Raw genomic sequence first — 20,425 nt, 5'->3', positions numbered from 1 at the left:
CGGAAGTCATCGATCGCCCGCGCCGCGGCGGCCGCGCGGCGCTCGGGCACGGCGGCCACGCTCAGCCCGTCGCCGTCGCCGCCTGGGTCGCGGAGGCCGGCACGCCCGCCGACGTCCCACCGCGCGAGAACTCCATCACCCCGTCGTCGACCGCCCCGAACTTGAGGCTGATGATGTCCCGCGGGTAGTTCTGGTAAAGCCGCCAGGGGGCCCTCGCGCCCTGCTTGGGGAAGGCGTCGAGCGAGCGCAGCACGTAGCCGGAGGCGAGGTCGATGAACGGCTCGACCGCCTGCGACGGGTCGTCATTGCGCGGGACGCAGACGCGGTAGCCGCGCTCGTCCATGTGCTGCAGCAGCCGGCAGACGTAGCCGCAGGTCAGGTCGCACTTGAGCGTCCACGAGGCGTTCGTGTAGCCGATCGACAGCGCCATGTTCGGCACGCCGCTGAGCATCATGCCCTTGTAGCTCATCGTCTCGCCGAGCTCGACCACGCGCCCGTCGACGGCCAGCTGCATCCCACCCAGCGCCAGCAGGTTGAGGCCGGTCGCGGTGATGACCAGGTCTGCCTCCAGCTCCGCGCCGGAGGTGAGCTTCAGGCCGGTCTCGGTGAAGCTCTCGATCTGGTCGGTGACGATCGACGCGTCGCCGCGACGGATCGTCCGGAAGAGGTCGCCGTTGGGCACGACGCAGAGCCGCTGGTCCCACGGGTCGTAGCGTGGCGTGAAGTGGGTGGCGACGTCGTAGCCGTCCGGCAGCTGCTTCTCGACGCCCTTGCGCAGGACCGACTTCATCAACCGCGGGCGCCGGCGGCTGAGCTGGAAGCTCGCCATCGTCAGCAGCACGTTCTTCCAGCGGACCACGGGGTAGGTCAGCTTGTCGGGCAGGAACCGCCGCAGCCCGTTGGCGAGCGCGTCCTCGGCCGGCAGCGAGACGACGTAGGTGGGAGAGCGCTGGAGCATCGTCACATGCTCGGCGTCGTCGGCGAGCGCGGGGACGAGCGTGACCGCGGTCGCGCCGCTGCCGATCACGACGACCTTCTTGCCGGCGTAGTCGACGTCGTCGCTCCAGTGCTGCGGGTGCACGATCTCGCCGCCGAACCGCTCCATCCCGGCGAAGTCGGGGGTGTAGCCCTCGTCGTAGCGGTAGTAGCCGCTGCACATGAAGAGGAAGCCGCAGGTCATCCGGACGGGCTCCTGGCCGTCGCCGCGCGCGACCTCGATCGTCCAGCGCGCGTCGGCGGTCGACCACTCGGCGCGCACGACCCGGTGGCCGAAGCGGATCTTCCGGTCGATCCCGTTGTCGGCAGCCGTCTGGCGGACGTACGCGAGGATGTCGGAGCCGTCGGCGATCGCCTTCGGCGCGGTCCACGGCCGGAACGAATAGCCGAGGGTGTACATGTCGGAGTCGGACCGGATCCCCGGGTACCGGAAGAGGTCCCAGGTCCCCCCGGCGACGTCGCGCGCCTCGAGGATCGCGTACGTCTTGCCGGGGCATTCGGTCTGCAGGTGGTAGCCGGCGCCGATGCCGGAGAGACCGGCTCCGACGATCAGCACGTCAACGTGTTCGAGCGACATGAGGAGCCAATCCGGGCGAGAAGCGTGAGCGGAGATCCCGATCCTACCCGCGGTCGCGCCCGGCGAGAAGGGGAATCGGCGGACGTGCTCCCGTACGTGGTGGGCGCGGGCGGGCCGGAGCGGGGACCGCGGGAGGGGAGCGTCGCCGACTACGCTGGGCGCGTGGAACCACTGCGCGTGCTGGTCGCCGAGGACCAGGTGCTGCTGCGGGCCGGGCTCGTCCGGCTGCTGGAGGATGCGGGCTTCGCGGTCGTGGCCGAGGCCGGCGACGCCGACGAGCTGCTGCGGAAGGTCCGCGCCCACCGGCCGGAGGTGGCGATCGTCGACGTCCAGATGCCGCCCGACCGGACCGACGACGGGCTGCGGGCGGCGGTCACGATCCGCCGCGAGCTGCCGGAGACGGCCGTGCTGGTGCTCTCGCAGTTCCTCGAGGAGCGCTACGCCCTGGAGCTCGTCGGCGAGGACGCGCGCGGCGTCGGCTACCTGCTGAAGGACCGGATCATCGACGTCGACTCGTTCGTCGACGCGATCCGGCGAATCGCCCGCGGCGGCTCGGCGCTCGATCCCGAGGTCGTCGCCCGGATGGTCGGACGGCGGCGCGAGGACGACCCGCTGGAGCAGCTGACGCCGCGCGAGCGGGAGGTGCTGGCGCTGATGGCGGAGGGCAACTCCAACCGCGGGATCGCGACCGCGCTCGGGGTCGGCGTCGCCGCGGTCGAGAAGCACGCGACCCGGATCTTCCACAAGCTCGGGCTGGGGGAGACCCCGAACGAGCACCGCCGGGTGATGGCGGTGCTGACGCTGCTGCGGGCGCGCTGAGCGTCCGCTCAGGTGCCGTCGACCCCGGACGGGTGGGGCCGACGGCGCGCAGCCCGTCGCCGGGATGGGGTCCGGCGGCGGACTGGGCTGGGCGGAGAACGCTCCCGAGGGGGCGGCGGTCAGGCGCCGTTCCAGGCGCCTTCGCGCTCGGCGCGCTCGAGCACCTCGGCGGGGGCCTGGTCGGGCCAGACGCCGTAGCGCTCGAGGAAGGCGCGGGCGTCCTGCTCGTCGTTGCGGTCGCGCTCGCCCTTGAGGCCCATCCGGTGGATCCGGTTGGAGACGACGATCCCGAGGCCGCCGCCGAGCATCAGCGCGGCGCCCTCGACCCCGATGATGTCGGGGCTGATCACGAGCATCGCCGCGCCCACGACGAAGATCGCTCCCGGAAGCCAGAAGCGGACGATCTTGATCGGTGACAGCACGGAGGGCTCCTGTGGCTCGTAGCGTGGTCGCGGTCCCGACCGGGTGCGGAGGCGGGTCGGGCGCGAACCCTGACTCCAGGGTGCCACGCGTCTCGGGGCGCCGGAAGACCCAGTTCCGGACAGTCGATGTCGGGAAAACCCGACACCGTTCGTGCGCGCCGGCACACGGCGCCGTCGTTCGCCGAGACCGGGCCGCAGGAGTCGCCCCACGGCCGGAGGTCCGGAAGCGGCGGGACGAACCGCCGGCGCGCGGCGACCTGCGCCGGCCTACTCGCCCGGCAGCTCGGCGACCACCCGCGTGCCGCCGTCGGGACCGTCCTCCACCCGCAGCGTTCCGCCGACGGTCGCGACCCGGTCGCGGAGGCCCTGGAGCCCACGCCCGACCGAGAGGTCCGCGCCCCCGCGGCCGTCGTCGTCGACCGTCACCACCAGCCGATCCTCGTCGCGGACCACCACGACCCGGGCGCGGGTCGCGTCGGCGTGCTTGGCGACGTTGGCCAGGGCCTCGGCGATCACGAAGTAGGCGCTGACCTCGATCGTCGGCGGGTGGCGCTCGTCGGGGATCTCGATCCGGACCGGGATCGGCGCCCGCGCGGTGAGCGACTCGACGGCCGCCGCCAGCCCGCGGTTGGTGAGGATCGCCGGGTGGATGCCGGAGGCCAGCTCGCGCAGGTCCGCGAGCGTCGCGCGGGTCTCCTCGAGCGCGCCGTCGAGCAGGCTGCGGGCGACCGCGGGGTCGTCGTCGAGTCGTCCACGGCCCTGACTGATCGCGAGCGCGACGTTCATCAGCCGCTGCTGGGCGCCGTCGTGGAGGTCGCGTCCGAGCCGGCGCCGCTCGGCGTCGGCGGCCTCCACGATCCGCGCGCGGGAGGCGGCGAGCTCCTCGGCACGGGCGCGCTCGGCGGCCTCGCGGCGGTCGGCTTCCTCGGCTCGCCGTCGCTCGCTGGTGTCGCGGAAGACGACGACCGCGCCGCGACCGGCGGTGGTCGAGATCGGCGCCGACGAGTAGGCGACGGGCACCATCGTCCCGTCGCGGCGGACGAACCAGTCGTCCTCGACGCGGACGGTCTCGCCGGTCACGCGCGGGCGCAGCAGTGGGCAGCGCGACTCCGGGCAGGGCTGTCCGTCCGGCCGCCGGTAGTGGATCGTCGCGTGGCTCGGGCGGCCGAGCAGCTCGTCCTCGTCGAAGCCGAGGATCGCCAGCGCGGCGGGGTTGGCGAAGCGGACCATGCCCTCGTGGTCGACCACGTAGATCGCGTCGGCGACGCTCGCCACCAGCGCGTCGAGGACGTCCGGGGAGGCCGACCCGAGCGCGGCGGCGTCGATCGATCCCGCAGGGGGCGGCGGACTCATCCGTCGACTGTACGTCGTGCCGGCGACGGGCGCTGGCGCTGACCGGCCGCCCGGGCGGCGGGCGATCGGGTCGGTCCACGATCGCCCGCCGGGCCCCGCTCAGCGCGGTTGCACCATCCGGATCTGGTTGCCCGAGGGATCGCGGACGGCGGCGACGATCCCGAACGGCTGCTCGTTGGGCTCTTCGCTGAACTCGACGCCGCGGCGCTTGAGCTCGGCGGAGGTGGCGCGGCAGTCATCGGTCAGGAACATGACGCCGCTCATGCTGCCCTTGGCCACCAGGTCGTTGACCTTGTCCATGTCGACCTGGTCGAAGACCGGCGGTCCCGGGACCGCGAGGACCAGCTGGACGTCCGGCTGGCCGGGCGGTCCGACGGTCAGGAAGCGGTAGTTGCCCATCTCGGCCATCGTCACGTCGTCGCGGAGCTCCATGCCCAGCTTGTCGGTGTAGAAGGCGAGGGCCTCGTCCTGATCGTGGACCCAGAGATTGACGTGGGTGAGCTGCTTCAGCATGCGGGTTCTCCTTGAGGGAAGGTTGCTGCGACGCACGCTATTCGGGGCGTTGCGGGGTGTCTTCTCGAAAACTGCTGTCCCGCACGTCGCGGGCGGGAGGCAGGGGCTGGTGCGCGTGAACGCGGCCGGATTGCGGACGGCCGTAGGCACGGATGACGCAACTGGGGACCCGCGCCCGGTCGGCGGCCGGCGGATGCGCAGCGCGGTAGGCCGTGGGCGAGAGTCCGAACACCCGCCCGAAGCTGGTCGTGAACGACCCGATGCTGGTGAGTCCGACGGTCAGGCAGACGTCGGCGATCGAGCGATCGGTGGTCCGCAGGAGGACGGCGGCCCGCTCCAGCCGACGGGTCAGGAGGTACTGATAGGGCGTCTCCGCGAAGACGCGGCGGAACTCGCGGCTGAAGTGGGCGGGGGAGAGGTGGACCGCGCGGGCCAGCTCGGCGATGTCGAGCGGCTCGTGGTAGCGCGTGTCGATCACGTCCTTCGCGCGGAGCAGGTGTCGGGCCGGAGGAGGCAGAGCCATCGGCTTCCAGTATTCCGGCTGGAGGGGCGCGTCGGCCGCCTGCGGGGCCCGTGCGGCGGACGCGCCGTACCGGATGGGCGGGCCTGCCCCGGAACAGGCCGCCCGCCGTCCTCCGGGCGTCAGTAGCCCGTCATCGGCTCGCCGGTCTCCAGCAGCGTCTTGAGACCGCTGAGCACGAAGCTCCAGCCGCCGCCGGCGCCGCCGGCCTCCAGCTCCCCGGCCATCAGCGGGGCGCAGCGGGTGGCTCCCGTCAGGTCGTGGGTCACGGTCAGCTTGGTCAGGCCGCCGGTCCGCTCCTCGATCTCGTAGGTGAGGCGGGTGAAGCCCTCCGCGGCCATCTCCTCGTCCATCAGCATCCGCCAGGTCTGGACGAGCTTGTGGGGCGGGTCGGACTCGAGCACCTCGCCGTCGATCGCGAGGTCGGGAGCGCCGTGCTGGCGCATCTCCTCGCTGGTCCAGGCGCGGTAGCTGCCGCCGGGGCGCAGCTCGTACTCGCCACGGCCGCCGTAGCCGTACTTCTCGGTGAACTCGGGCGTGGTGATCGCGTCCCAGATCGCCTGCGGGGTCGCGTTGATGTAGACCGCGTAGATCTGGACGGTCTTGGTGGGGTCGCTGGTGCTGGTCATGACTGCTCCTCCAGTTGGTGCTTGAGGTCGACGAGCGCCGACGCCCGGCGCTCGGTGTACTTGTCGATCCAGCGGTCGTGGATCAGCCGGATCGGGACGGGATTGAGGAAGTGCAGCTTCTCCCGGCCCGACCGGCGCGCAACGACGAGGCCCGCGTCCTCGAGCACGCCGAGGTGCTTCATCACCCCGAAGCGGGTCATCTCCAGCTCGGACTCGAGCTCCTTGAGCGTGCGGCCGTCACGCTCGAAGAGCCGGTCGAGCAGGAAGCGCCGCGTCGGATCGGCGAGCGCCTTGAAGACGAGGTCGTCATCGGTCACTGCTTCGACCATAGGTGACCTAATGGTCACATGTCAAGGGGTGGGTGGGGTGATCTGGACGTCAACCATGGGGTGATCCGGGGCGGAGGTGATCTGGATGTCAGGGGTGGCGTTGCTCCGGGACGGGGTGGGCGGGGTGTCAGGGGTGGCGTTGCTCCGGGGCGGAGGTGATCTGGGTGTCAGGGGTGGCGTTGCTCCGGGACGGGGTGGGGCGATTCGGGCGGGCGCGGTCCGGGGCGGGCCGCCGGGCGAACGAGCGAGGCGGAGTCACGACGCGTCGGCCCTGTCGACTGGGGGTCAATTGGCGTCGCCATCCGGGGCGAAACGACCCCAGTCGGCGGCAACCGACGCAAGCTGACCCCACGCCGCCCCGCACGCCGCGGCTGTCACAGTGGGGACGGCTACCCCGTCAGGAGTCGTGATGACCGACCAGGACCTCGAGCTCGAAGACCTCCGACGCCGCGGCTTCGCGATCGCCTACCGGATGCTCGGCAGCGTCGCCGAGGCCGAGGACATCGTCCAGGAGGCGCTGATCCGCTACACGAAGGTCGCCGGGACGATCAGCGAGCCGGCGGCCTGGATGACGACCGTGACCACCCGGCTCTCGATCGACCATCTGCGGTTGGCCCGGGTCCGTCGCGAATCGTACGTCGGTCCCTGGATCCCGGAGCCGCTGCTCGAGGATCCCGATCCCGGTCCCGCCGCCCAGCTCGAGCTGGCCGACTCGCTCTCGCAGGCCTTCCTCGTCGTGCTCGAGCGGCTGACCCCGGTCGAGCGGGCGGCGTTCCTGCTCCGCGACGTCTTCGACTACGACTACGCGCGGATCGCGGAGATGCTCGGCCGCAACGAGGCCAGCTGCCGTCAGCTCGTCTCGCGGGCGAACAAGCACCTGCAGGCGAACCGGCCACGGTTCGACGCCGACCCCGAGCAGCGCAACGCCCTGCTGGAGCGGTTCCTGGCGGCGGCGGAAGAGGGCGACGTCAGCGCGCTCGAGCAGATGCTGGCCGAGGACGCGGTCCTCTACGGCGACGGTGGCGGCAAGGTCGTGGCGGCCCCGGAGCCGATCTTCGGCGGCGCCGCGATCGCGGCGTTCGTCGCCATGATCACCCGCCGGCGGCAGGAGATCGGCGAGTTCGATCGCGAGCTGGTCAGCGTCAACGGCCAGCCGGGCCGGATCCTGCGCGAGCCGGAGACGCACGCGGTCTGGGACGTGCTCTCGGTCGACGTGGTGGACGGGCGGATCCAGGCGATCCGGATCGTCCGCAACCCCGACAAGCTTGGGCACGTCTGAGCGGGCGGACGGGAGGCGCGGGCCGGTGGAGCCGGCCGTGCGCGGCCTCGCCCGCACCGGATCGGACCCGTCCGGCGGCCGAGCGTCGCGGCCTGTCACAGACCGCCCGGCGGCCCTTGGCCCGTCAGGCCTCTCCCCGCGGTTGGTCGCCGCCGGGCTGTCACAGACCGGCGACCCGCCCCGTCAAGGGGGCATGAGCAACTCCACGCAGCACTCCACCACCCCGCGCCTCGACCTCGCCGCCCACGCCGGCGCCGCCCTCTCGGGTCTGATCCGGTTCAGCGAGCGGATCACGCTCGAGCCGGTCGTCTACGAGCTCGTCAAGCTGCGCGCCTCGCAGCTCAACGGTTGCGCCTTCTGCATCGACATGCACTGGACCGATGCCCGAGCGGCGGGTGAGTCCGAGCAGCGGTTGGCCCAGGTCAGCGCCTGGTCGGAGAGCCCGTACTTCGACGAGCGCGAGCGCGCCGCCCTGGCCATGACCGACGCCGTCACCCGGCTCTCCGCGACCGGCGTCGCCGACGAGGTCTGGGACGAGGCGGCAGCGCACTTCTCGCCCGATCAGCTCGCGCAGCTCGTCTTCGCGATCGCCACCATCAACACCTGGAACCGCCTCAACGTGACGGTCCAGAACCCGCCGGCCAGCTACCGGGCAGAGGCCGAGGAGCGGACCGCCGTCTAGCGTCGCCGCGCGGGGCGCCCGCGCAAGGACCCGTGCAGGGTGGGGGTCGGGCTTGCGCTCGATCCCGGACCCCGGGACGGTGCAGCGATGGGCTGGTCGCGTTCGATCGTGCTGCTCGTCATCTGCCTCGTCGCCGTGGCCGGCGCCGTACGGCCACCCGCGGCACGCGCGGCGAGCGCCGACGTCGCCGCGCTCCAGGTCGCGATGCGGGCTCTCGGTCTCTACCGGGGCGGGATCGACGGGATCACCGGTCCCGGCACCCGCGGCGCGGTGCTCCGCTTCCAGCGGCGGAAGCAGCTCGCCGTCGACGGGGTCGCGGGAGCGCGCACGCTCCGCCGGCTCGGCCGTCGTGGCCGCCCGCGGTTGGGGAGTCGGCCGATCCGGAGCGGCCAGCGCGGCTGGGACGTCGCCGCGCTCCAGTTCCTGCTCCGCAGCCGGGGCTTCTCGCCCGGCCACGTCGACGGCGGCTTCGGGCGGGGGACGCTGGCGGCGGTCCGGCGGTTCCAGCGCGCGGCCCGGCTCGCGCCGGACGACGTCGCGGGTCGGCGCACGATCACGGCGCTCCGGACCCGCACGGTCGCGGCGGGCATCAGCGATCCGGTCCGGTTCCTGAGGCCGGTGGCCGCGCCGGTCACCGACGGCTTCGGCTGGGTCTCCGGTCGCCGCCACACCGGCCTCGACTTCCCGCTGGCGATGGGCGCGCCGGTCGCGGCCGCCGGCCGTGGGGTCGTCTCGTTTGCCGGCTACAACGCCGGCGGCTACGGCAATCTGGTGGTGGTCAGTCACCGGCTGGGCTTCGAGAGCTGGTACGCGCACCTCTCCTCGATCGCGGTCCGGCCGGGGCAGCCGGTGGCGGGTGGCTCGCGGATCGGCGCCGCCGGCTCGACCGGACGCTCGACCGGCCCGCACCTGCACTTCGAGGTCCGTCGCTTCGGCACCCCGATCGACCCGCTCTCGCGGCTGCTGGCGGCCACGAGCCGGGTGGGACCGGGGGTCACCCGGCGGCTCGTCTGCCGGCCGAACGCCGACGCCCGACGCACGCCCGACACCGACCCGGTCCGGGCGCGGGTCGATCGCTGCCCGTAGCGCCGGTCCGCCGATCGGGCCCGATTCGGTGCGGTCGGCGGTGACCACTGGCCCTGGATCGGTGCGGTCGGCGGTGACCGCCGGGCCCGGATCGGTGCGGCCTATCCGGGGGTCCAGGTCGCCGACTCGTGGCTTGTCGGCGGCACGGTCCGGAGGTGGTCGCGGAAGCCGGTGAGCGCGGGGTGCGAGTTGTCGCTGCGCCAGACCAGAGAGTGCGGGTAGACGGGGGTCGGATCCCGCAGGGCGATCCGTCGCAGGCCGTAGTCGGCGGGCCAGACGAGTCGGGTCTGCGCACCGACGAGGGTCGCCAGCGTCGCGGAGTCGGCGATCACGTCGAGCAGCGCCTCGGTGCCGAAGTTGGGGCCGACCACGTCGATCGTGAGGTCGAACGCGGCGGCGAGCTCGTCGTAGTAGGCCGCCCACTCGGTTCCGGCGGCGTTGCCGGGCATCCAGATCCGGTGGCCGGCCAGCGCGGCGGGCCTGATCGCGTGGGCGGCGGCCAGCTCGTGGGCGGGTCCGACCAGCAGCTGGAGCGGCTCGTCGAGGACCCGGGCGGTCTCGATCCCGTCGGGGAGCTGCTGCGCGGGCAGGCTGACCGCGCGGAAGGAGGCGTCGATCGTGCCGGAACGGACGGCGGCGATCGCCGTATCGAGGTCGAAGAGGGTGACGACGTCGAGCTCGACCTCGGGGTGCGCGCGGTGGAAGTCGCGCAGCAGGCCGGCTGGGCCGATCCTCCGGTTGATCACGTCGACGCGCAGCGCGCGGCGGCCGGGCCGCACGGAGTCGGCGGCGCGTTCCACGGCGCGGAGCAGCTCGCGGGCGTGGGGGAGGAAGGCCTGTCCGTCGATGGTCAGCTGGGCGCCGCGGGCGGTGCGGGTGAACAGCTGCACGTCGAGCTCCCGCTCCAGCGCGGCGATCCGCTTCGAGACGGCCTGCTGGGTCACCGACAGGTCGCTGGCGGCGCGCTGGAACTGGCCGGTCTCGGCGACGGCGATGAAGGTCCGGACGGCGTCGAGGTCCACGCGGCAACCGTAGTCCAACAACGCCCGGTTGTTCCCGCTCAGGCTCGGCGCAGGCGCAGCACGTTGTCGGGGCGGGTTCCGGGAGTGCCCTCCGGGCTGGTGCAGGCGGTCGCGATCTCGGTGCTGCGCTCGACCGTCCAGCTCCCCGGCGGGAGCGCGAGGCCCTCGAGGACCTCGTCCGGCGTCGGGAAGTGGACGTCCGGCGGCGAGGCCTGCGTCCACGACGGCGGCCCGGCGTGCCCGACGATCAGCAGCGTCCCGGACGGCGCGACCGCGGCGGCGGCGGCGCGGAGGACGTGGTCGCGGGGCAGGCTGACGGGGGAGTGGAAGAAGCAGGCGGCGACGAGGTCGAAGCTGCCGGAGGGGAACGAGCGGGCCAGGTCGTGGCGCTCCCAGTCGATCCCGCCGTCGACGCCGGCACGCTGGGCGTACTCGGCGGCGCGGGCGAGCGCGTTGGCGGAGACGTCGACGGCCGTGACCTTCCAGCCCTGCGACGCCAACCAGATCGCGTCGCCGCCCTGGCCGCAACCGAGGTCGAGGGCACTCCCGGGCGGGAGCTCCCCGACCTCGGCGACGAGCGCGGCGTTGGGAGCCGTGCTCCAACGGTCGCGGTCGAGGTAGAAGCGCTCCCAGAACTCCTCGGCGCCGGTGTCACGAGTGGTGTCCATGCGACGAGTCTCACCCGACACGGCGCAGGTGGCAAGCGCACGTGCCGGATTGGCAACAATGGGGGCTCTGGGCGGCCAGGCCGGCTGCGGCCCGGGTCAGCTGATCTTCGCCACCCCGAAGGAGCCACCGACGCTGGTCCCGCCGGACAAGCCGTTCTTCATCTGCAGAGAGAGGGTGTCGCCGGCGTCCAGGTGGACGTAGCGGTTGATCTCCGCCCGCCCGTACTGCACCGGCACGCGCATGGACAGCACGAGCACGATGCTCACGTTGACCATCGGCAAGGGCTGGCTCGCGATCGTGGTGCCGTTCTGCTGGAGCTGGAACAGCACCTGCTCGGTGCTCCCGGCCGAGACGGTCTCGGCGGTGGTCTTCTGCAGGGTCCCGGAGGCCGTGACGAGGTACGTCCCGGCGGACGGGGCGGTGAAGACGCCGGTGTCGGCGTCGAACGCCGGGTTCGTCGGCTCGGTGCTGAACGACGAGAACGCGACGAGCGGAGCGGTGATGCCCCCGCCGATCGCGATCCCGGACGTGGACGCCTGGTTGACGAGCGTGATGGCGCCGGGGGGACCCTGGGGGCCGGGCACGCCCGGGGCGCCGGGCGTGCCCGGCGAGCCCGCCGGACCGGTGTCGCCCGTGGGACCCTCCGGACCCTCGGGGCCGGTGTCACCGTCGTTGCCCTGCGGGCCGATCGGCCCCTGCGGCCCGAGCGGACCGGCCGGTCCTTCGGGTCCTGCGGGTCCGGGCGTCCCGACGCCCGGCTGGCCGTCCGCGCCGGTGGGGCCCGGCGTTCCGCTCTCGCCCGTCGCGCCGTTCTCACCCTTGGCGCCCGCGGTGCCGGAGGCTCCGCCGTCACCCTTCGCCCCGGCGTCGCCCTTGGCGCCGGTCGCTCCGACGTCGCCCTGCTGGCCCTCCGACGTCCACTTGATCTTCAAGTAGCCGGCGGGGCACGCACGGCGGTCGCCGCCGAGCCGCATCTCGCGGGTCTTCTCCTGCACGCACGCGTAGATCACCGGGCCGGTCTGGCCGTCACGGCCGGTGAGGTCGGCGACGGCGTACCCCGTGCCCCCGACGAGCGTGAACATCAGGACGAACGCGATGACGTTGTTACGCGCGAACGTGACGAGCTTCTTCATGCCGCAATCCCCGGTTGAGTTCCAGGCAGATCGGGCGACGCCCGGTGCGCGCGGCACACTAGCAATAGGGGTCGCCGGCCCAACCGGCGGTTTGGTCACCGCCCTGGCCCGGGTCACGCTCCCCGAGCAACCGCATCGACCGCCGCAGCGACGACGTTCGTCCTCACGAGATCACCGGGACTGACCCAACGGCTCGAGCACACCGTACGATCCGCGCTGCGGCACTACCGCCGCCCCTCCGAGGAGTCCGTTGGTCCTATGACGCACCGTTCAATCCGCACCGCGCTGGTGCCCGTCGCCGGCCTGGCGCTCGTCGCCGTCGCGTACACCGCTGGCGTCTCCCAGGGCGACAGCACCACCGCCACCGTCTCCCGTGACGCGCTCGCGCAGTCGACGAGCGTTCGGGGCGCAGCCGGGCGCACCCTCGCCCTGACGCGGGTCAACGTGCAGGCGGGGGCGAAGCTCGCGCTCCACCACCACTCGGGCACGCAGATCTCCTCGATCCAGCAGGGCACCCTGACCTACACCGTCAAGACCGGTCAGGTCAAGGTGATGAGCGGGCCGTCCGATGCTCCCACGCTGGTGCGCACGATCAAGGCCGGGCAGACCGGCGCGATCAAGCCGGGGCAGTGGATGGTCGAGCAGCCCAACGTGATTCACCAGGCGGCCAACCGCGGCACGACCAAGGTGGTCATCCTGCTCGCCACCCTCTTCCCGCACGGCGCGCCCCCGTCGGTGCCCAACTGATCGATCGGCCCAGCCGCCTGGTCGTCGTCGTGGGTGATGCCCTGACACTCGGGCGTCACCGGCGACGGTGCCGTGAACAGGCGCGGGCGGCGGCCGGTTGATCCCGCGAGCGCGCGCGTGCCCGCGCGTGCTCTCGGTCAGGCGCCGACGTAGGCCGCCAGGTGCTCGCCGGTGAGCGACGCGATTCCCTCCCGCCCCGCGACGAGGTTCGCGGGCGTGCCCTCGAAGACGATCCGGCCACCGTCGTGGCCGGCGCCGGGGCCGAGGTCGATGATCCAGTCGGCGTGCGCCATCACCGCCTGGTGGTGCTCGATGACGATCACCGACTTGCCGGAGTCGACGAGCCGGTCGAGCAGGCCGAGCAGCTGCTCGACGTCGGCGAGGTGGAGGCCGGTGGTCGGCTCGTCGAGGACGTAGACGCCGCCCTTCTCGGCCATGCGGGTGGCGAGCTTGAGCCGCTGCCGCTCGCCGCCGGAGAGCGTCGTGAGCGGCTGGCCGAGGCTGATGTAGCCGAGGCCGACGTCGTCCAGCCGGGTCAGGATCTTGTGCGCGGCGAGCAGCTTGGCGTCGCCGGCGCCGAAGAACTCGACGGCTTCGCTGACCGGCATCGCGAGCACCTCGCTGATGTCCTTGCCGCCGAACGTGTACTCGAGCACCTCGGCCTGGAACCGCTTCCCCTCGCACTCCTCGCAGGGGGCCGCGACGCCGGCCATCATCGCCAGGTCGGTGTAGATGACGCCGGCGCCGTTGCAGTTCGGGCAGGCGCCGGCGGAGTTGGCGCTGAACAGGGCCGGCTTGACGCCGTTGGCCTTCGCGAACGCCTTGCGGATCGGCTCCAGCAGCTTGGTGTACGTCGCCGGGTTGCTCCGTCGTGAGCCCTTGATCGCCCCCTGGTCGACCGAGACGATGCCGTCGGGGTGGCTGGGATGACCGACGACGTGGCCGCGGATCAGCGAGCTCTTGCCGGAGCCCGCCACACCGGTCACGACGACCAGCACCCCGAGCGGGATGTCGACGTCGACGTCCTGCAGGTTGTGGGTGTCGGCGCCGCGCACCTCCAGCGTGCCGGACGGCTTCCGCACCGCGTCCTTCAGCGACGCCCGGTCGTCCAGGTGCCGCCCGGTCAGCGTGCCACTGGCGCGCAGCCCTTCGACGGTGCCCTCGAACATCACCTCGCCGCCCGCGGTGCCGGCGTGCGGGCCGAGGTCGACGACGTGGTCGGCGATCGCGATCGCCTCCGGCTTGTGCTCCACGACCAGCACGGTGTTGCCCTTGTCCCGCAGCTGCAGCAGCAGCCCGTTCATCCGCTGGATGTCGTGGGGATGCAGCCCGATCGTCGGCTCGTCGAAGACGTAGGTGACGTCGGTGAGCGAGGAGCCGAGGTGGCGGATCATCTTGACGCGCTGCGCCTCGCCGCCCGAGAGCGTGCCCGACGAGCGGTCGAGGCTGAGGTAGCCGAGCCCGATCTCCACGAACGAGTCGAGGGTGTGTCGGAGCGAGCCGAGCAGCGGCGCGACGGCCGGCTCGTCGAGGCCGCCGACCCATTCGGCGAGGTCGTTGATCTGCATCGCGCAGGCGTCGGCGATGTTGATCCCCGCGACCTTCGACGACCGCGCGCCCTCGTTGAGCCGGGTGCCGTCGCAGTCGGGGCAGGCGGTGAAGGTGATCGCCCGGTCGACGAACGCCCGGATGTGCGGCTGCATCGCCTCCCGGTCCTTCGACAGCATCGACTTCTGGATCTTCGGGATCAGCCCCTCGTAGGTGAGGTTGATGCCCTCGACCTTGATCTTGGTCGGCTCCTCGTGGAGCAGCTTGTGGAGCTCCGCCTTCGTGAACTTCCGGAGCGGCTTGTCCATGTCGAAGCCGGCGCCGCTGAAGATCCGGCCGTACCAGCCGTCCATGCTGTACCCGGGGACGGTCAGCGCGCCCTCGCTCAGCGACTTCGTGTCGTCGTAGAGGGCGGAGAGATCGAAGTCGGAGATCCGGCCCATGCCCTCGCAGCGCGGGCACATGCCGCCGGTGATGCTGAAGCTGCGGGCCTCGACCTTCTTGCCGCCGTCGCCGCGCTCGATCGTGACGCCGCCCTTGCCGCTGATCGAGGCGACGTTGAACGAGAAGGCCTGCGCCGATCCGACGTGCGGCTGCCCGAGCCGGCTGAAGAGGATCCGCAGCATCGCGTTGGCGTCGGTCACGGTGCCGACGGTCGACCGAGGATTGGCGCCCAACCGCTCCTGGTCGACGAGGATCGCGGTCGTCAACCCGTCGAGCAGGTCGACCTCGGGGCGCGCCAACGTCGGCATGAAGCCCTGGACGAAGGCGCTGTAGGTCTCGTTGATCATCCGCTGCGACTCGGCGGCGATCGTGCCGAAGACCAGCGAGCTCTTGCCCGAGCCGGAGACGCCGGTGAAGACCGTCAGCCGGCGCTTCGGGAGCTCGACGCTGACGTCCTTGAGGTTGTTCACGCGGGCGCCCTGCACGCGAATCAGGTCATGGCTGTCGGCAGCGTGCTGCGCGGGTGGCGGCGTGGTGGTCTTCGGGGCTGTGCTCATCGTTTCTCGATCCGTTGGGCGCTGGGGGTCGCGCCGCCGATGCGGCAGTGGTGGTCCTGTCTACCCGATGAGGACTCGGCGTTCGAGGCCAACTCATCGCTGCTGCTGGAACCGGAGCAGGTGGCCCGCGGGGTCGCGGAAGGCACGTACCGGGGCGTCAGGCCGACGCGGCCTCCCACGTGAACCCGTCCGGGTCGGTGAAGGGTCCCGCATCGCTCGCGATCGCGATCCGGTGCGACCCGCTGCCGTCCGGGGCTACGCCGGCGTCCTTGGCGAGCGCAGCGCGCCCGTAGAGCGCCAGCTTGACGTGCGATGGAGGCGCCTCGAACTCGACGTACTTGGAGCCGAAGCTCTTCCCGACCGCCAGGCCGTGTTCGACGTAGAACCGCTTGCTCGCCTTGACGTCGGCGACGCCGAGCAGCAGCACCAGCTCGTCGATCTCGCGGGTGGGCGGGCCGCTGTCCTTCTTCGACGAGGTCGCGACCTTCCAGATCGTGCCGTCCGGGGCCTGTACGACGCCGCCGTAGCCCCAGAAGCTCTTCTTGACCGGCTTCAGCGCCGTGGCGCCGGCCTCGAGCGCGGTGCCGATCAGGCTGTCGACGGTGCTCGGCTGGCCGACCACGAGCGACAGCGTGAACCCGCGGAAGCCGGTCGTCTGCGCGTCCGAGGCGCGGGCGCCGACCCGGCCGTCGGTGCCGAAGGCGGCGGTGCAGAAGGCCTCGGCCGCGGTCGGGTCGGGGACTTCGAGGAGGACGGAGCGGATGGAAGCCATCTCAGCGCGGCTGCTGGATGCGGATCAGGTTGCCCGCCGGATCGCGGAACGCGCAGTCGCGCACGCCGTACGGCTGGTCGGTCGGCTCCTGGACGACCTCGGCGTCGCCGGCCTGCAAGCGCGCGAAGGCACCGTCGACGTCGGTGGTCGCCAGGTTGATGCTGGCGAACGTGCCCTTCGCCATCATCTCGGCGACCGTGCGCTGCTCGTCGTCGGTCAACCCGGAGGCCTCCGGCGGATAGAGGACGATCGACGTCCCGGGCTGGTTGGCGGGGCCGAGGGTGAGCCAGTGCATCCCGCCGTACTCGACGTCGTTGCGGAGCTCGAAGCCGAGCGCGTCCCGGTAGAAGCCGAGCGAGGCCTGCGGGTCGTCGTGGGGGAGCATGGCCTGGAAGATCGTGATGTCCATGGAGGTCACCCTAGGTGCGGTCCGCGGCCGGCGCTTCTCGATTCCTGACCGGTCCGGTCACCCGCTTGGCGACACACGGGGCCAGGGCGGGATAGGGAGCGACTCCCGCGCCCGCCGCCTCGCGCCGGTAGACGCTGGGCGGTATCCCGACCAGCTCGCTGAAGCGGGTGCTGAAGGTCCCCAGCGACGAGCAGCCGACCTCGAAGCAGACTTCGGTGACGCTGAGCTCGCCGATCCGCAACAGCGCCATCGCGCGCTCGATCCGGCGCGTCATCAGGTAGCTGTACGGCGACTCCCCGTAGGCGAGCCGGAACTGGCGGCTGAGGTGCCCGGCCGACATGTGCGCGTCGCGGGCGAGCGCCTCGACGTCCAGCGGTTGCGCGTACTCCCGGTCGATCCGGTCGCGAACGCGGCGCAGCCGTGCGAGGTCGCTCAGGCGCTGGGCCGCGGCGGGTCTGCTGGTCACCCGGCGATCATGCCACCTCGTGGATCGATCGCCTAGGCCGGCGTCCAGATCCTCGGCTCGCGGGTCCTGGAGGTGCGTGCCGCTCGCCGCGGCACGGGTCGGAACAGCGTCTCGCCAGTCGCTCCGCCGAGGTCGTTGGCCGGCGACGCCTGCCCCGGCCATCGGGGCACGCCGACGAAGATTCCTACCGGCCGTAGGACGCCTGCTACCGTCCCGTCTGAGGACGTATGCAGGCCGGCAACGAACGACTTCGGACGAACCCATGACCAACACCGTGCGCCCCACGCTCCGAGAGCGGCTCGCCCGTCGAGCGATCAAGGCGGCCAAGCGGCCGATGGAGGGCGCCCGCTCTCCGCATGCCGCGTCCGTGCTCGAGATGCCGGTCAGGCGCGACGCGAGCTTCGATGCGCTCGCGGGTGGCTCCCACGCGCTGCTGGTGACCTACAAGCGCGACGGCGGCGCGGTCCCGACGCCGGTCTGGTTCGGGCTCGACCTCGAGGGCCGCCTGTTCGTCTGGACCGAGATCGAAGCGTTCAAGGCCAAGCGCCTGCGGCGCAACCCCGAGGCGCTCCTGGCCCCGTGCGATCCGCGCGGCGCGCCGCTCGGTCCGCCGATCGCGGCCCGCGGCCGGGTCCTGACCGATCGGGGGGAGCGCGAGCACGCCGCCGCCGTGATCCGGCGTAGCTGGAACGTCGGGCAACGGCTGTTCGAGCGCGTCTCGCGTCCGTTGACCGACGTCCACTACCTGGAGTTCGTCCCAGCCGAGGCCCCGGTCGGTTGATCCGGGCGCACCGCCGTTCCGACGAGGCGACCACACGAAAGTCACGCTGGCGACACGTTTCGGTCACCGGCGGCCGGGTCTCGCCGACGTACGGTCCGCGGGCTTCCCCTGACGCCTCACCACTGGAACCCGATGCAACGACCCACCCGTGCCCTGTTGCTGGCCGGCGCGCTCGCGCTGGCTGGCGGCGCGACAGCGACCGCCCTCACGTTCGACGGCAACGAGGATCGGTCGGCGGCGGTCGCCTCGGCGATCGACCCAGCCACGCCCAAGAACGTCATCCTGCTGATCGGCGACGGCATGGGCGAGTCGGAGATCACCGCCGCGCGCAACTACATCGGGGCGACGACGGCTCGCCTGAAGATGGACAGCATGCCCTTCCGCGGCGTCGCGACGACCTACGCGGTCAACGACGCGGCGGGCACGCGGCCGGGCTTCGTGAACGACTCCGCCGGCGGCGCCAGCCAGTGGGCGACCGGCAAGAAGACGCTCGGGGGCCGCATCTCGCAGGCGCCGACCGACGATCACACCGTTGCCGGCAGCAACGCCGGCTACGACACCGCGCTCGAGATCGCCAAGCGGCTCGGCAAGCGCACCGGCAACGTCACCACCTCCGAGGTCACCGACGCCACGCCGGCCGCGATGTCGGCGCACATCAGCGACCGCGACTGCAAGGGCCCCGAGGCGACCCGCACGCTCTGCCCGACGGAGACCAAGGCGGCCGGCGGGGTCGGCTCGATCGCCGAGCAGCAGATCGACCTCCGCATGGACGTCCTGCTCGGTGGCGGCGGCAAGGACTACAAGCAGACGCTCGACGGCTCGAGCCGGACCGTCCTCGACTACGCCGCGGAGAAGGGCTTCCGGCGCGTCGCGAACAAGGACGAGCTGGCGGCGATCGGCTCGCTCGACGGCGGCCCCGTGCTCGGCATCTTCGACGACGGCGTCTTCGAGCAGCAGTACAACGACGACCGCGCCAAGCGACTCGGCGAGATCGAGACGATCAGGTGCGACGAGACGCACGGCAAGACGCTCGAGCCGCACATGCCGCAGCTCTCGGAGATGACGCAGAAGGCGATCCGCCTGCTCGAGAGCCCGAAGGGCTTCTTCCTGCAGGTCGAGGGCGCCTCGATCGACAAGCAGGCCCACACCGCGGCCGGCTGCGGCCAGATCGGCGAGTTGATCGCGTTCGACGAGGCGGTCGGCGTCGCGCTCGAGTACCAGAAGGCCCACCCCGACACGCTCGTCGTCGTCGCGGCGGACCACGCCCACGCGGGCCTGATCGTCAGTCCGACCAACGACACCACGTCGGGCCCGCCCGGCTACAGCCAGATCATCGAGACCCGCGACGGCACGCCGATGATGCTCACCTACGGGACGGCCGGCGGCGTCGCGCTGCCGGCGAAGGCCAAGACCCAGCAGCACACGGGCTCGGCCGTCCCGGTGATGGCGGTCGGCCCGCAGGCGGCCAACGTCTCCGGCGCGCACGACCTGACCGACCTCTTCCCGCTGGTCTCCTTCCAGCGCACCCCTTCGAAGCTCGAACAGCCCGGGACGGTGACCGTGACCGAGACGACGACCGTCCCCGGGCCGACCGTCGCCGTGCCCGGCCCGACCACCACCGTCGAGCGGCCCGGCCCGGCGATCGCGCCGAAGCTGGTTGCGGGCGTCGCCGCGCCGCCGCGCCTGCGTGCCGCCGAGCTGCGTGCCGGTCTGCCGTTGACGCTGGTGACCACCCGCGACGGCCAGGCTCGGGTCGAGCTGACGGTCGGCAACCGCACGATCGCCCGCAAGACGGTGGCTGTTCGGGCCGACCGCGCGACCACGACGCGTCTGGCCGCGAAGCCGCGCGGCGACGTGCGCAGCCTGCGCGTGCGGGTCACGACGAGCGCCGGCACGCAGCGCGCAACGGCGTCCGCGAAGGTCGCGATCGGACGCTGAACGCCGAGCCGCGCGCGACGTCTGCGTCGCGTGCGGCCTGCTCGGCCGGCTTGGGCTGCTTGGCGGGATTCGGCCGGATCGGGGCGGTCGTGCCGCGGGCGCGTCCGGGCGGACGCGTCTCGGGTACGCGCGCTTCGCCAGATCGTGCGCCGAACGCCGCCAACGGCCTCCGGCCTCGCGATAGGTTGGCGGCATGCACCATCTCGAACGGCACGGGGGAGTGTGGGTCGGGGCGAACGGATTCCGGTTGATGCCGAACGATCCGCTGTACGAGGCACCGATGAGCGCGACGGTCTCGCGCGCCGCGCACGGTGAGCTGGCCCAGATCGCCTACTCGTGGGTGCACCCCGACGACGGTGAGCAGGAGGGCCTGCTCGTCCTCGGGCCGAGCGGAGAGCGGAACGCGGTGGCGGCGTTCTGGGGCGACTCGTGGCATCAGAGCCCTGAACCGCGAAGTCTCGAGGGCACGCTCGAGGGCGGTGTGGTGACCGTCGGGTACGACTACAGCGGTGAATGGCGCTGGGAGATCGTCGTCGACGCGGCAACGCCGGAGCTGTTGACCCTGACGATGAACAACGTGATTCCGGCGTCGGCCGCGACCGGCGAGATGTCCGCGGGCGCGTACGCGGCGATGAGCGCCGTGCTGCGGCGGGCGACTCGGTCAACGACCACCCCAGACAACCACTGATCCTGAAACAGGTCTAGGACCTGGCTGAGACCGCAAGCAGCACGCC

22 protein-coding genes are annotated in these 20,425 nt (G+C 72.2%); 8 read left to right on the top strand and 14 right to left on the bottom strand.

Translation table 11 applies throughout. The features are described 5' to 3' along the window. Window positions 1-61 precede the first annotated feature (61 nt). Entirely contained in the window at window positions 62-1,573 is a 1,512-nt protein-coding gene (locus ACVUH9_RS00965) for a flavin-containing monooxygenase (RefSeq protein ID WP_475753040.1), read from the bottom strand. 162 nt (window positions 1,574-1,735) lie between these two features. Here ACVUH9_RS00965 and ACVUH9_RS00960 point away from each other — a divergent pair, with 162 nt between their 5' ends. Then, entirely contained in the window at window positions 1,736-2,392 is a 657-nt protein-coding gene (locus ACVUH9_RS00960) for a response regulator transcription factor (RefSeq protein ID WP_475753038.1), read from the top strand. A gap of 119 nt (window positions 2,393-2,511) precedes the next feature. On the opposite strand, the gene ACVUH9_RS00955 is transcribed toward ACVUH9_RS00960, so the two are convergent. The 6 genes from ACVUH9_RS00955 to ACVUH9_RS00930 all read right to left on the bottom strand — a co-directional run bounded on the left by ACVUH9_RS00955 (window position 2,512) and on the right by ACVUH9_RS00930 (window position 6,146). Beyond that, window positions 2,512-2,814, bottom strand: a complete 303-nt coding sequence (locus ACVUH9_RS00955; RefSeq protein ID WP_475753036.1) for a hypothetical protein — start codon at window positions 2,812-2,814, stop codon at window positions 2,512-2,514. 267 nt (window positions 2,815-3,081) lie between these two features. After that, window positions 3,082-4,167 carry a sensor histidine kinase gene (locus ACVUH9_RS00950; protein WP_475753034.1) on the bottom strand — a complete coding sequence of 362 codons (1,086 nt, stop codon included), beginning with the start codon at window positions 4,165-4,167 and terminating at the stop codon, window positions 3,082-3,084. Between the two features lie 99 nt (window positions 4,168-4,266). After that, a complete protein-coding gene (locus ACVUH9_RS00945) occupies window positions 4,267-4,680 on the bottom strand; it encodes a VOC family protein (RefSeq protein WP_475753032.1) in 414 nt (137 codons plus the stop codon). Window positions 4,681-4,717: 37 nt separating this feature from the next. Further along, window positions 4,718-5,203 (bottom strand): helix-turn-helix domain-containing protein, encoded by a 486-nt coding sequence (locus ACVUH9_RS00940; protein WP_475753030.1) that lies wholly within the window; start codon window positions 5,201-5,203, stop codon window positions 4,718-4,720. A gap of 119 nt (window positions 5,204-5,322) precedes the next feature. Beyond that, a complete protein-coding gene (locus ACVUH9_RS00935) occupies window positions 5,323-5,829 on the bottom strand; it encodes an SRPBCC family protein (protein ID WP_475753028.1) in 507 nt (168 codons plus the stop codon). Then, window positions 5,826-6,146: an ArsR/SmtB family transcription factor gene (locus ACVUH9_RS00930; RefSeq protein WP_475753026.1), complete on the bottom strand. Its 321-nt coding sequence runs from the start codon at window positions 6,144-6,146 to the stop codon at window positions 5,826-5,828. Before ACVUH9_RS00930 ends, ACVUH9_RS00935 begins: the two co-directional genes overlap by 4 nt. Window positions 6,147-6,567: 421 nt before the next feature. Between ACVUH9_RS00930 and ACVUH9_RS00925 the strand changes: the two genes are divergently transcribed. The 3 genes from ACVUH9_RS00925 (at window position 6,568) to ACVUH9_RS00915 (ending at window position 9,205) form a co-directional block, all read left to right on the top strand. Then, window positions 6,568-7,437 carry an RNA polymerase sigma-70 factor gene (locus ACVUH9_RS00925; protein ID WP_475753024.1) on the top strand — a complete coding sequence of 290 codons (870 nt, stop codon included), beginning with the start codon at window positions 6,568-6,570 and terminating at the stop codon, window positions 7,435-7,437. Between the two features lie 193 nt (window positions 7,438-7,630). Next, window positions 7,631-8,119 carry a carboxymuconolactone decarboxylase family protein gene (locus ACVUH9_RS00920; protein ID WP_475753022.1) on the top strand — a complete coding sequence of 163 codons (489 nt, stop codon included), beginning with the start codon at window positions 7,631-7,633 and terminating at the stop codon, window positions 8,117-8,119. 87 nt (window positions 8,120-8,206) lie between these two features. After that, on the top strand, window positions 8,207-9,205 hold the full coding sequence (locus ACVUH9_RS00915; protein ID WP_475753020.1) for a peptidoglycan DD-metalloendopeptidase family protein: 999 nt from the start codon (window positions 8,207-8,209) through the stop codon (window positions 9,203-9,205). A gap of 101 nt (window positions 9,206-9,306) precedes the next feature. Here ACVUH9_RS00915 and ACVUH9_RS00910 read toward each other — a convergent pair whose 3' ends face one another. From ACVUH9_RS00910 to ACVUH9_RS00900, 3 genes are all read right to left on the bottom strand, one after another. Further along, window positions 9,307-10,227 carry a LysR family transcriptional regulator gene (locus ACVUH9_RS00910; RefSeq protein WP_475753018.1) on the bottom strand — a complete coding sequence of 307 codons (921 nt, stop codon included), beginning with the start codon at window positions 10,225-10,227 and terminating at the stop codon, window positions 9,307-9,309. Window positions 10,228-10,265: 38 nt separating this feature from the next. Beyond that, window positions 10,266-10,895: an SAM-dependent methyltransferase gene (locus ACVUH9_RS00905; RefSeq protein WP_475753016.1), complete on the bottom strand. Its 630-nt coding sequence runs from the start codon at window positions 10,893-10,895 to the stop codon at window positions 10,266-10,268. 96 nt (window positions 10,896-10,991) lie between these two features. Then, on the bottom strand, window positions 10,992-12,029 hold the full coding sequence (locus tag ACVUH9_RS00900; RefSeq protein WP_475753014.1) for a hypothetical protein: 1,038 nt from the start codon (window positions 12,027-12,029) through the stop codon (window positions 10,992-10,994). A gap of 258 nt (window positions 12,030-12,287) precedes the next feature. Here ACVUH9_RS00900 and ACVUH9_RS00895 point away from each other — a divergent pair, with 258 nt between their 5' ends. Beyond that, window positions 12,288-12,776 carry a cupin domain-containing protein gene (locus ACVUH9_RS00895; RefSeq protein WP_475753012.1) on the top strand — a complete coding sequence of 163 codons (489 nt, stop codon included), beginning with the start codon at window positions 12,288-12,290 and terminating at the stop codon, window positions 12,774-12,776. Between the two features lie 137 nt (window positions 12,777-12,913). Here the strand turns inward: ACVUH9_RS00895 and ACVUH9_RS00890 are convergent, their stop codons facing one another. From ACVUH9_RS00890 to ACVUH9_RS00875, 4 genes are all read right to left on the bottom strand, one after another. Beyond that, a complete protein-coding gene (locus tag ACVUH9_RS00890; RefSeq protein WP_475753010.1) occupies window positions 12,914-15,325 on the bottom strand; it encodes an ATP-binding cassette domain-containing protein in 2,412 nt (803 codons plus the stop codon). Between the two features lie 157 nt (window positions 15,326-15,482). After that, entirely contained in the window at window positions 15,483-16,097 is a 615-nt protein-coding gene (locus ACVUH9_RS00885) for a glyoxalase (RefSeq protein WP_475753008.1), read from the bottom strand. Window position 16,098: 1 nt separating this feature from the next. Beyond that, window positions 16,099-16,506: a VOC family protein gene (locus tag ACVUH9_RS00880; protein ID WP_475753006.1), complete on the bottom strand. Its 408-nt coding sequence runs from the start codon at window positions 16,504-16,506 to the stop codon at window positions 16,099-16,101. A gap of 10 nt (window positions 16,507-16,516) precedes the next feature. Next, a complete protein-coding gene (locus tag ACVUH9_RS00875; protein WP_475753004.1) occupies window positions 16,517-16,972 on the bottom strand; it encodes a helix-turn-helix transcriptional regulator in 456 nt (151 codons plus the stop codon). 262 nt (window positions 16,973-17,234) lie between these two features. Here ACVUH9_RS00875 and ACVUH9_RS00870 point away from each other — a divergent pair, with 262 nt between their 5' ends. The 3 genes from ACVUH9_RS00870 to ACVUH9_RS00860 all read left to right on the top strand — a co-directional run bounded on the left by ACVUH9_RS00870 (window position 17,235) and on the right by ACVUH9_RS00860 (window position 20,379). Further along, a complete protein-coding gene (locus tag ACVUH9_RS00870; RefSeq protein WP_475753002.1) occupies window positions 17,235-17,753 on the top strand; it encodes a PPOX class F420-dependent oxidoreductase in 519 nt (172 codons plus the stop codon). Between the two features lie 132 nt (window positions 17,754-17,885). Next, window positions 17,886-19,691: an alkaline phosphatase gene (locus tag ACVUH9_RS00865; RefSeq protein ID WP_475753000.1), complete on the top strand. Its 1,806-nt coding sequence runs from the start codon at window positions 17,886-17,888 to the stop codon at window positions 19,689-19,691. 250 nt (window positions 19,692-19,941) lie between these two features. After that, window positions 19,942-20,379 carry a hypothetical protein gene (locus tag ACVUH9_RS00860; protein ID WP_475752998.1) on the top strand — a complete coding sequence of 146 codons (438 nt, stop codon included), beginning with the start codon at window positions 19,942-19,944 and terminating at the stop codon, window positions 20,377-20,379. The last annotated feature ends 46 nt before the right edge of the window (window positions 20,380-20,425 follow it).

This window comes from Patulibacter ginsengiterrae (assembly GCF_056269115.1).
This window is presented reverse-complemented; position numbering and strand designations above follow the sequence as displayed.

Bases quoted from the DNA above. Each gene is read 5' to 3' on its own strand.
- ACVUH9_RS00965 (WP_475753040.1), bottom strand. From the start codon at position 1,573: ATGTCGCTCGAACACGTTGACGTGCTGATCGTCGGAGCCGGTCTCTCC.
- ACVUH9_RS00950 (WP_475753034.1), bottom strand. From the start codon at position 4,167: ATGAGTCCGCCGCCCCCTGCGGGATCGATCGACGCCGCCGCGCTCGGG.
- ACVUH9_RS00945 (WP_475753032.1), bottom strand. From the start codon at position 4,680: ATGCTGAAGCAGCTCACCCACGTCAATCTCTGGGTCCACGATCAGGAC.
- ACVUH9_RS00940 (WP_475753030.1), bottom strand. From the start codon at position 5,203: ATGGCTCTGCCTCCTCCGGCCCGACACCTGCTCCGCGCGAAGGACGTG.
- ACVUH9_RS00935 (WP_475753028.1), bottom strand. From the start codon at position 5,829: ATGACCAGCACCAGCGACCCCACCAAGACCGTCCAGATCTACGCGGTC.
- ACVUH9_RS00925 (WP_475753024.1), top strand. From the start codon at position 6,568: ATGACCGACCAGGACCTCGAGCTCGAAGACCTCCGACGCCGCGGCTTC.
- ACVUH9_RS00920 (WP_475753022.1), top strand. From the start codon at position 7,631: ATGAGCAACTCCACGCAGCACTCCACCACCCCGCGCCTCGACCTCGCC.
- ACVUH9_RS00915 (WP_475753020.1), top strand. From the start codon at position 8,207: ATGGGCTGGTCGCGTTCGATCGTGCTGCTCGTCATCTGCCTCGTCGCC.
- ACVUH9_RS00905 (WP_475753016.1), bottom strand. From the start codon at position 10,895: ATGGACACCACTCGTGACACCGGCGCCGAGGAGTTCTGGGAGCGCTTC.
- ACVUH9_RS00900 (WP_475753014.1), bottom strand. From the start codon at position 12,029: ATGAAGAAGCTCGTCACGTTCGCGCGTAACAACGTCATCGCGTTCGTC.
- ACVUH9_RS00895 (WP_475753012.1), top strand. From the start codon at position 12,288: ATGACGCACCGTTCAATCCGCACCGCGCTGGTGCCCGTCGCCGGCCTG.
- ACVUH9_RS00890 (WP_475753010.1), bottom strand. From the start codon at position 15,325: ATGAGCACAGCCCCGAAGACCACCACGCCGCCACCCGCGCAGCACGCT.
- ACVUH9_RS00885 (WP_475753008.1), bottom strand. From the start codon at position 16,097: ATGGCTTCCATCCGCTCCGTCCTCCTCGAAGTCCCCGACCCGACCGCG.
- ACVUH9_RS00880 (WP_475753006.1), bottom strand. From the start codon at position 16,506: ATGGACATCACGATCTTCCAGGCCATGCTCCCCCACGACGACCCGCAG.
- ACVUH9_RS00870 (WP_475753002.1), top strand. From the start codon at position 17,235: ATGACCAACACCGTGCGCCCCACGCTCCGAGAGCGGCTCGCCCGTCGA.
- ACVUH9_RS00865 (WP_475753000.1), top strand. From the start codon at position 17,886: ATGCAACGACCCACCCGTGCCCTGTTGCTGGCCGGCGCGCTCGCGCTG.
- ACVUH9_RS00860 (WP_475752998.1), top strand. From the start codon at position 19,942: ATGCCGAACGATCCGCTGTACGAGGCACCGATGAGCGCGACGGTCTCG.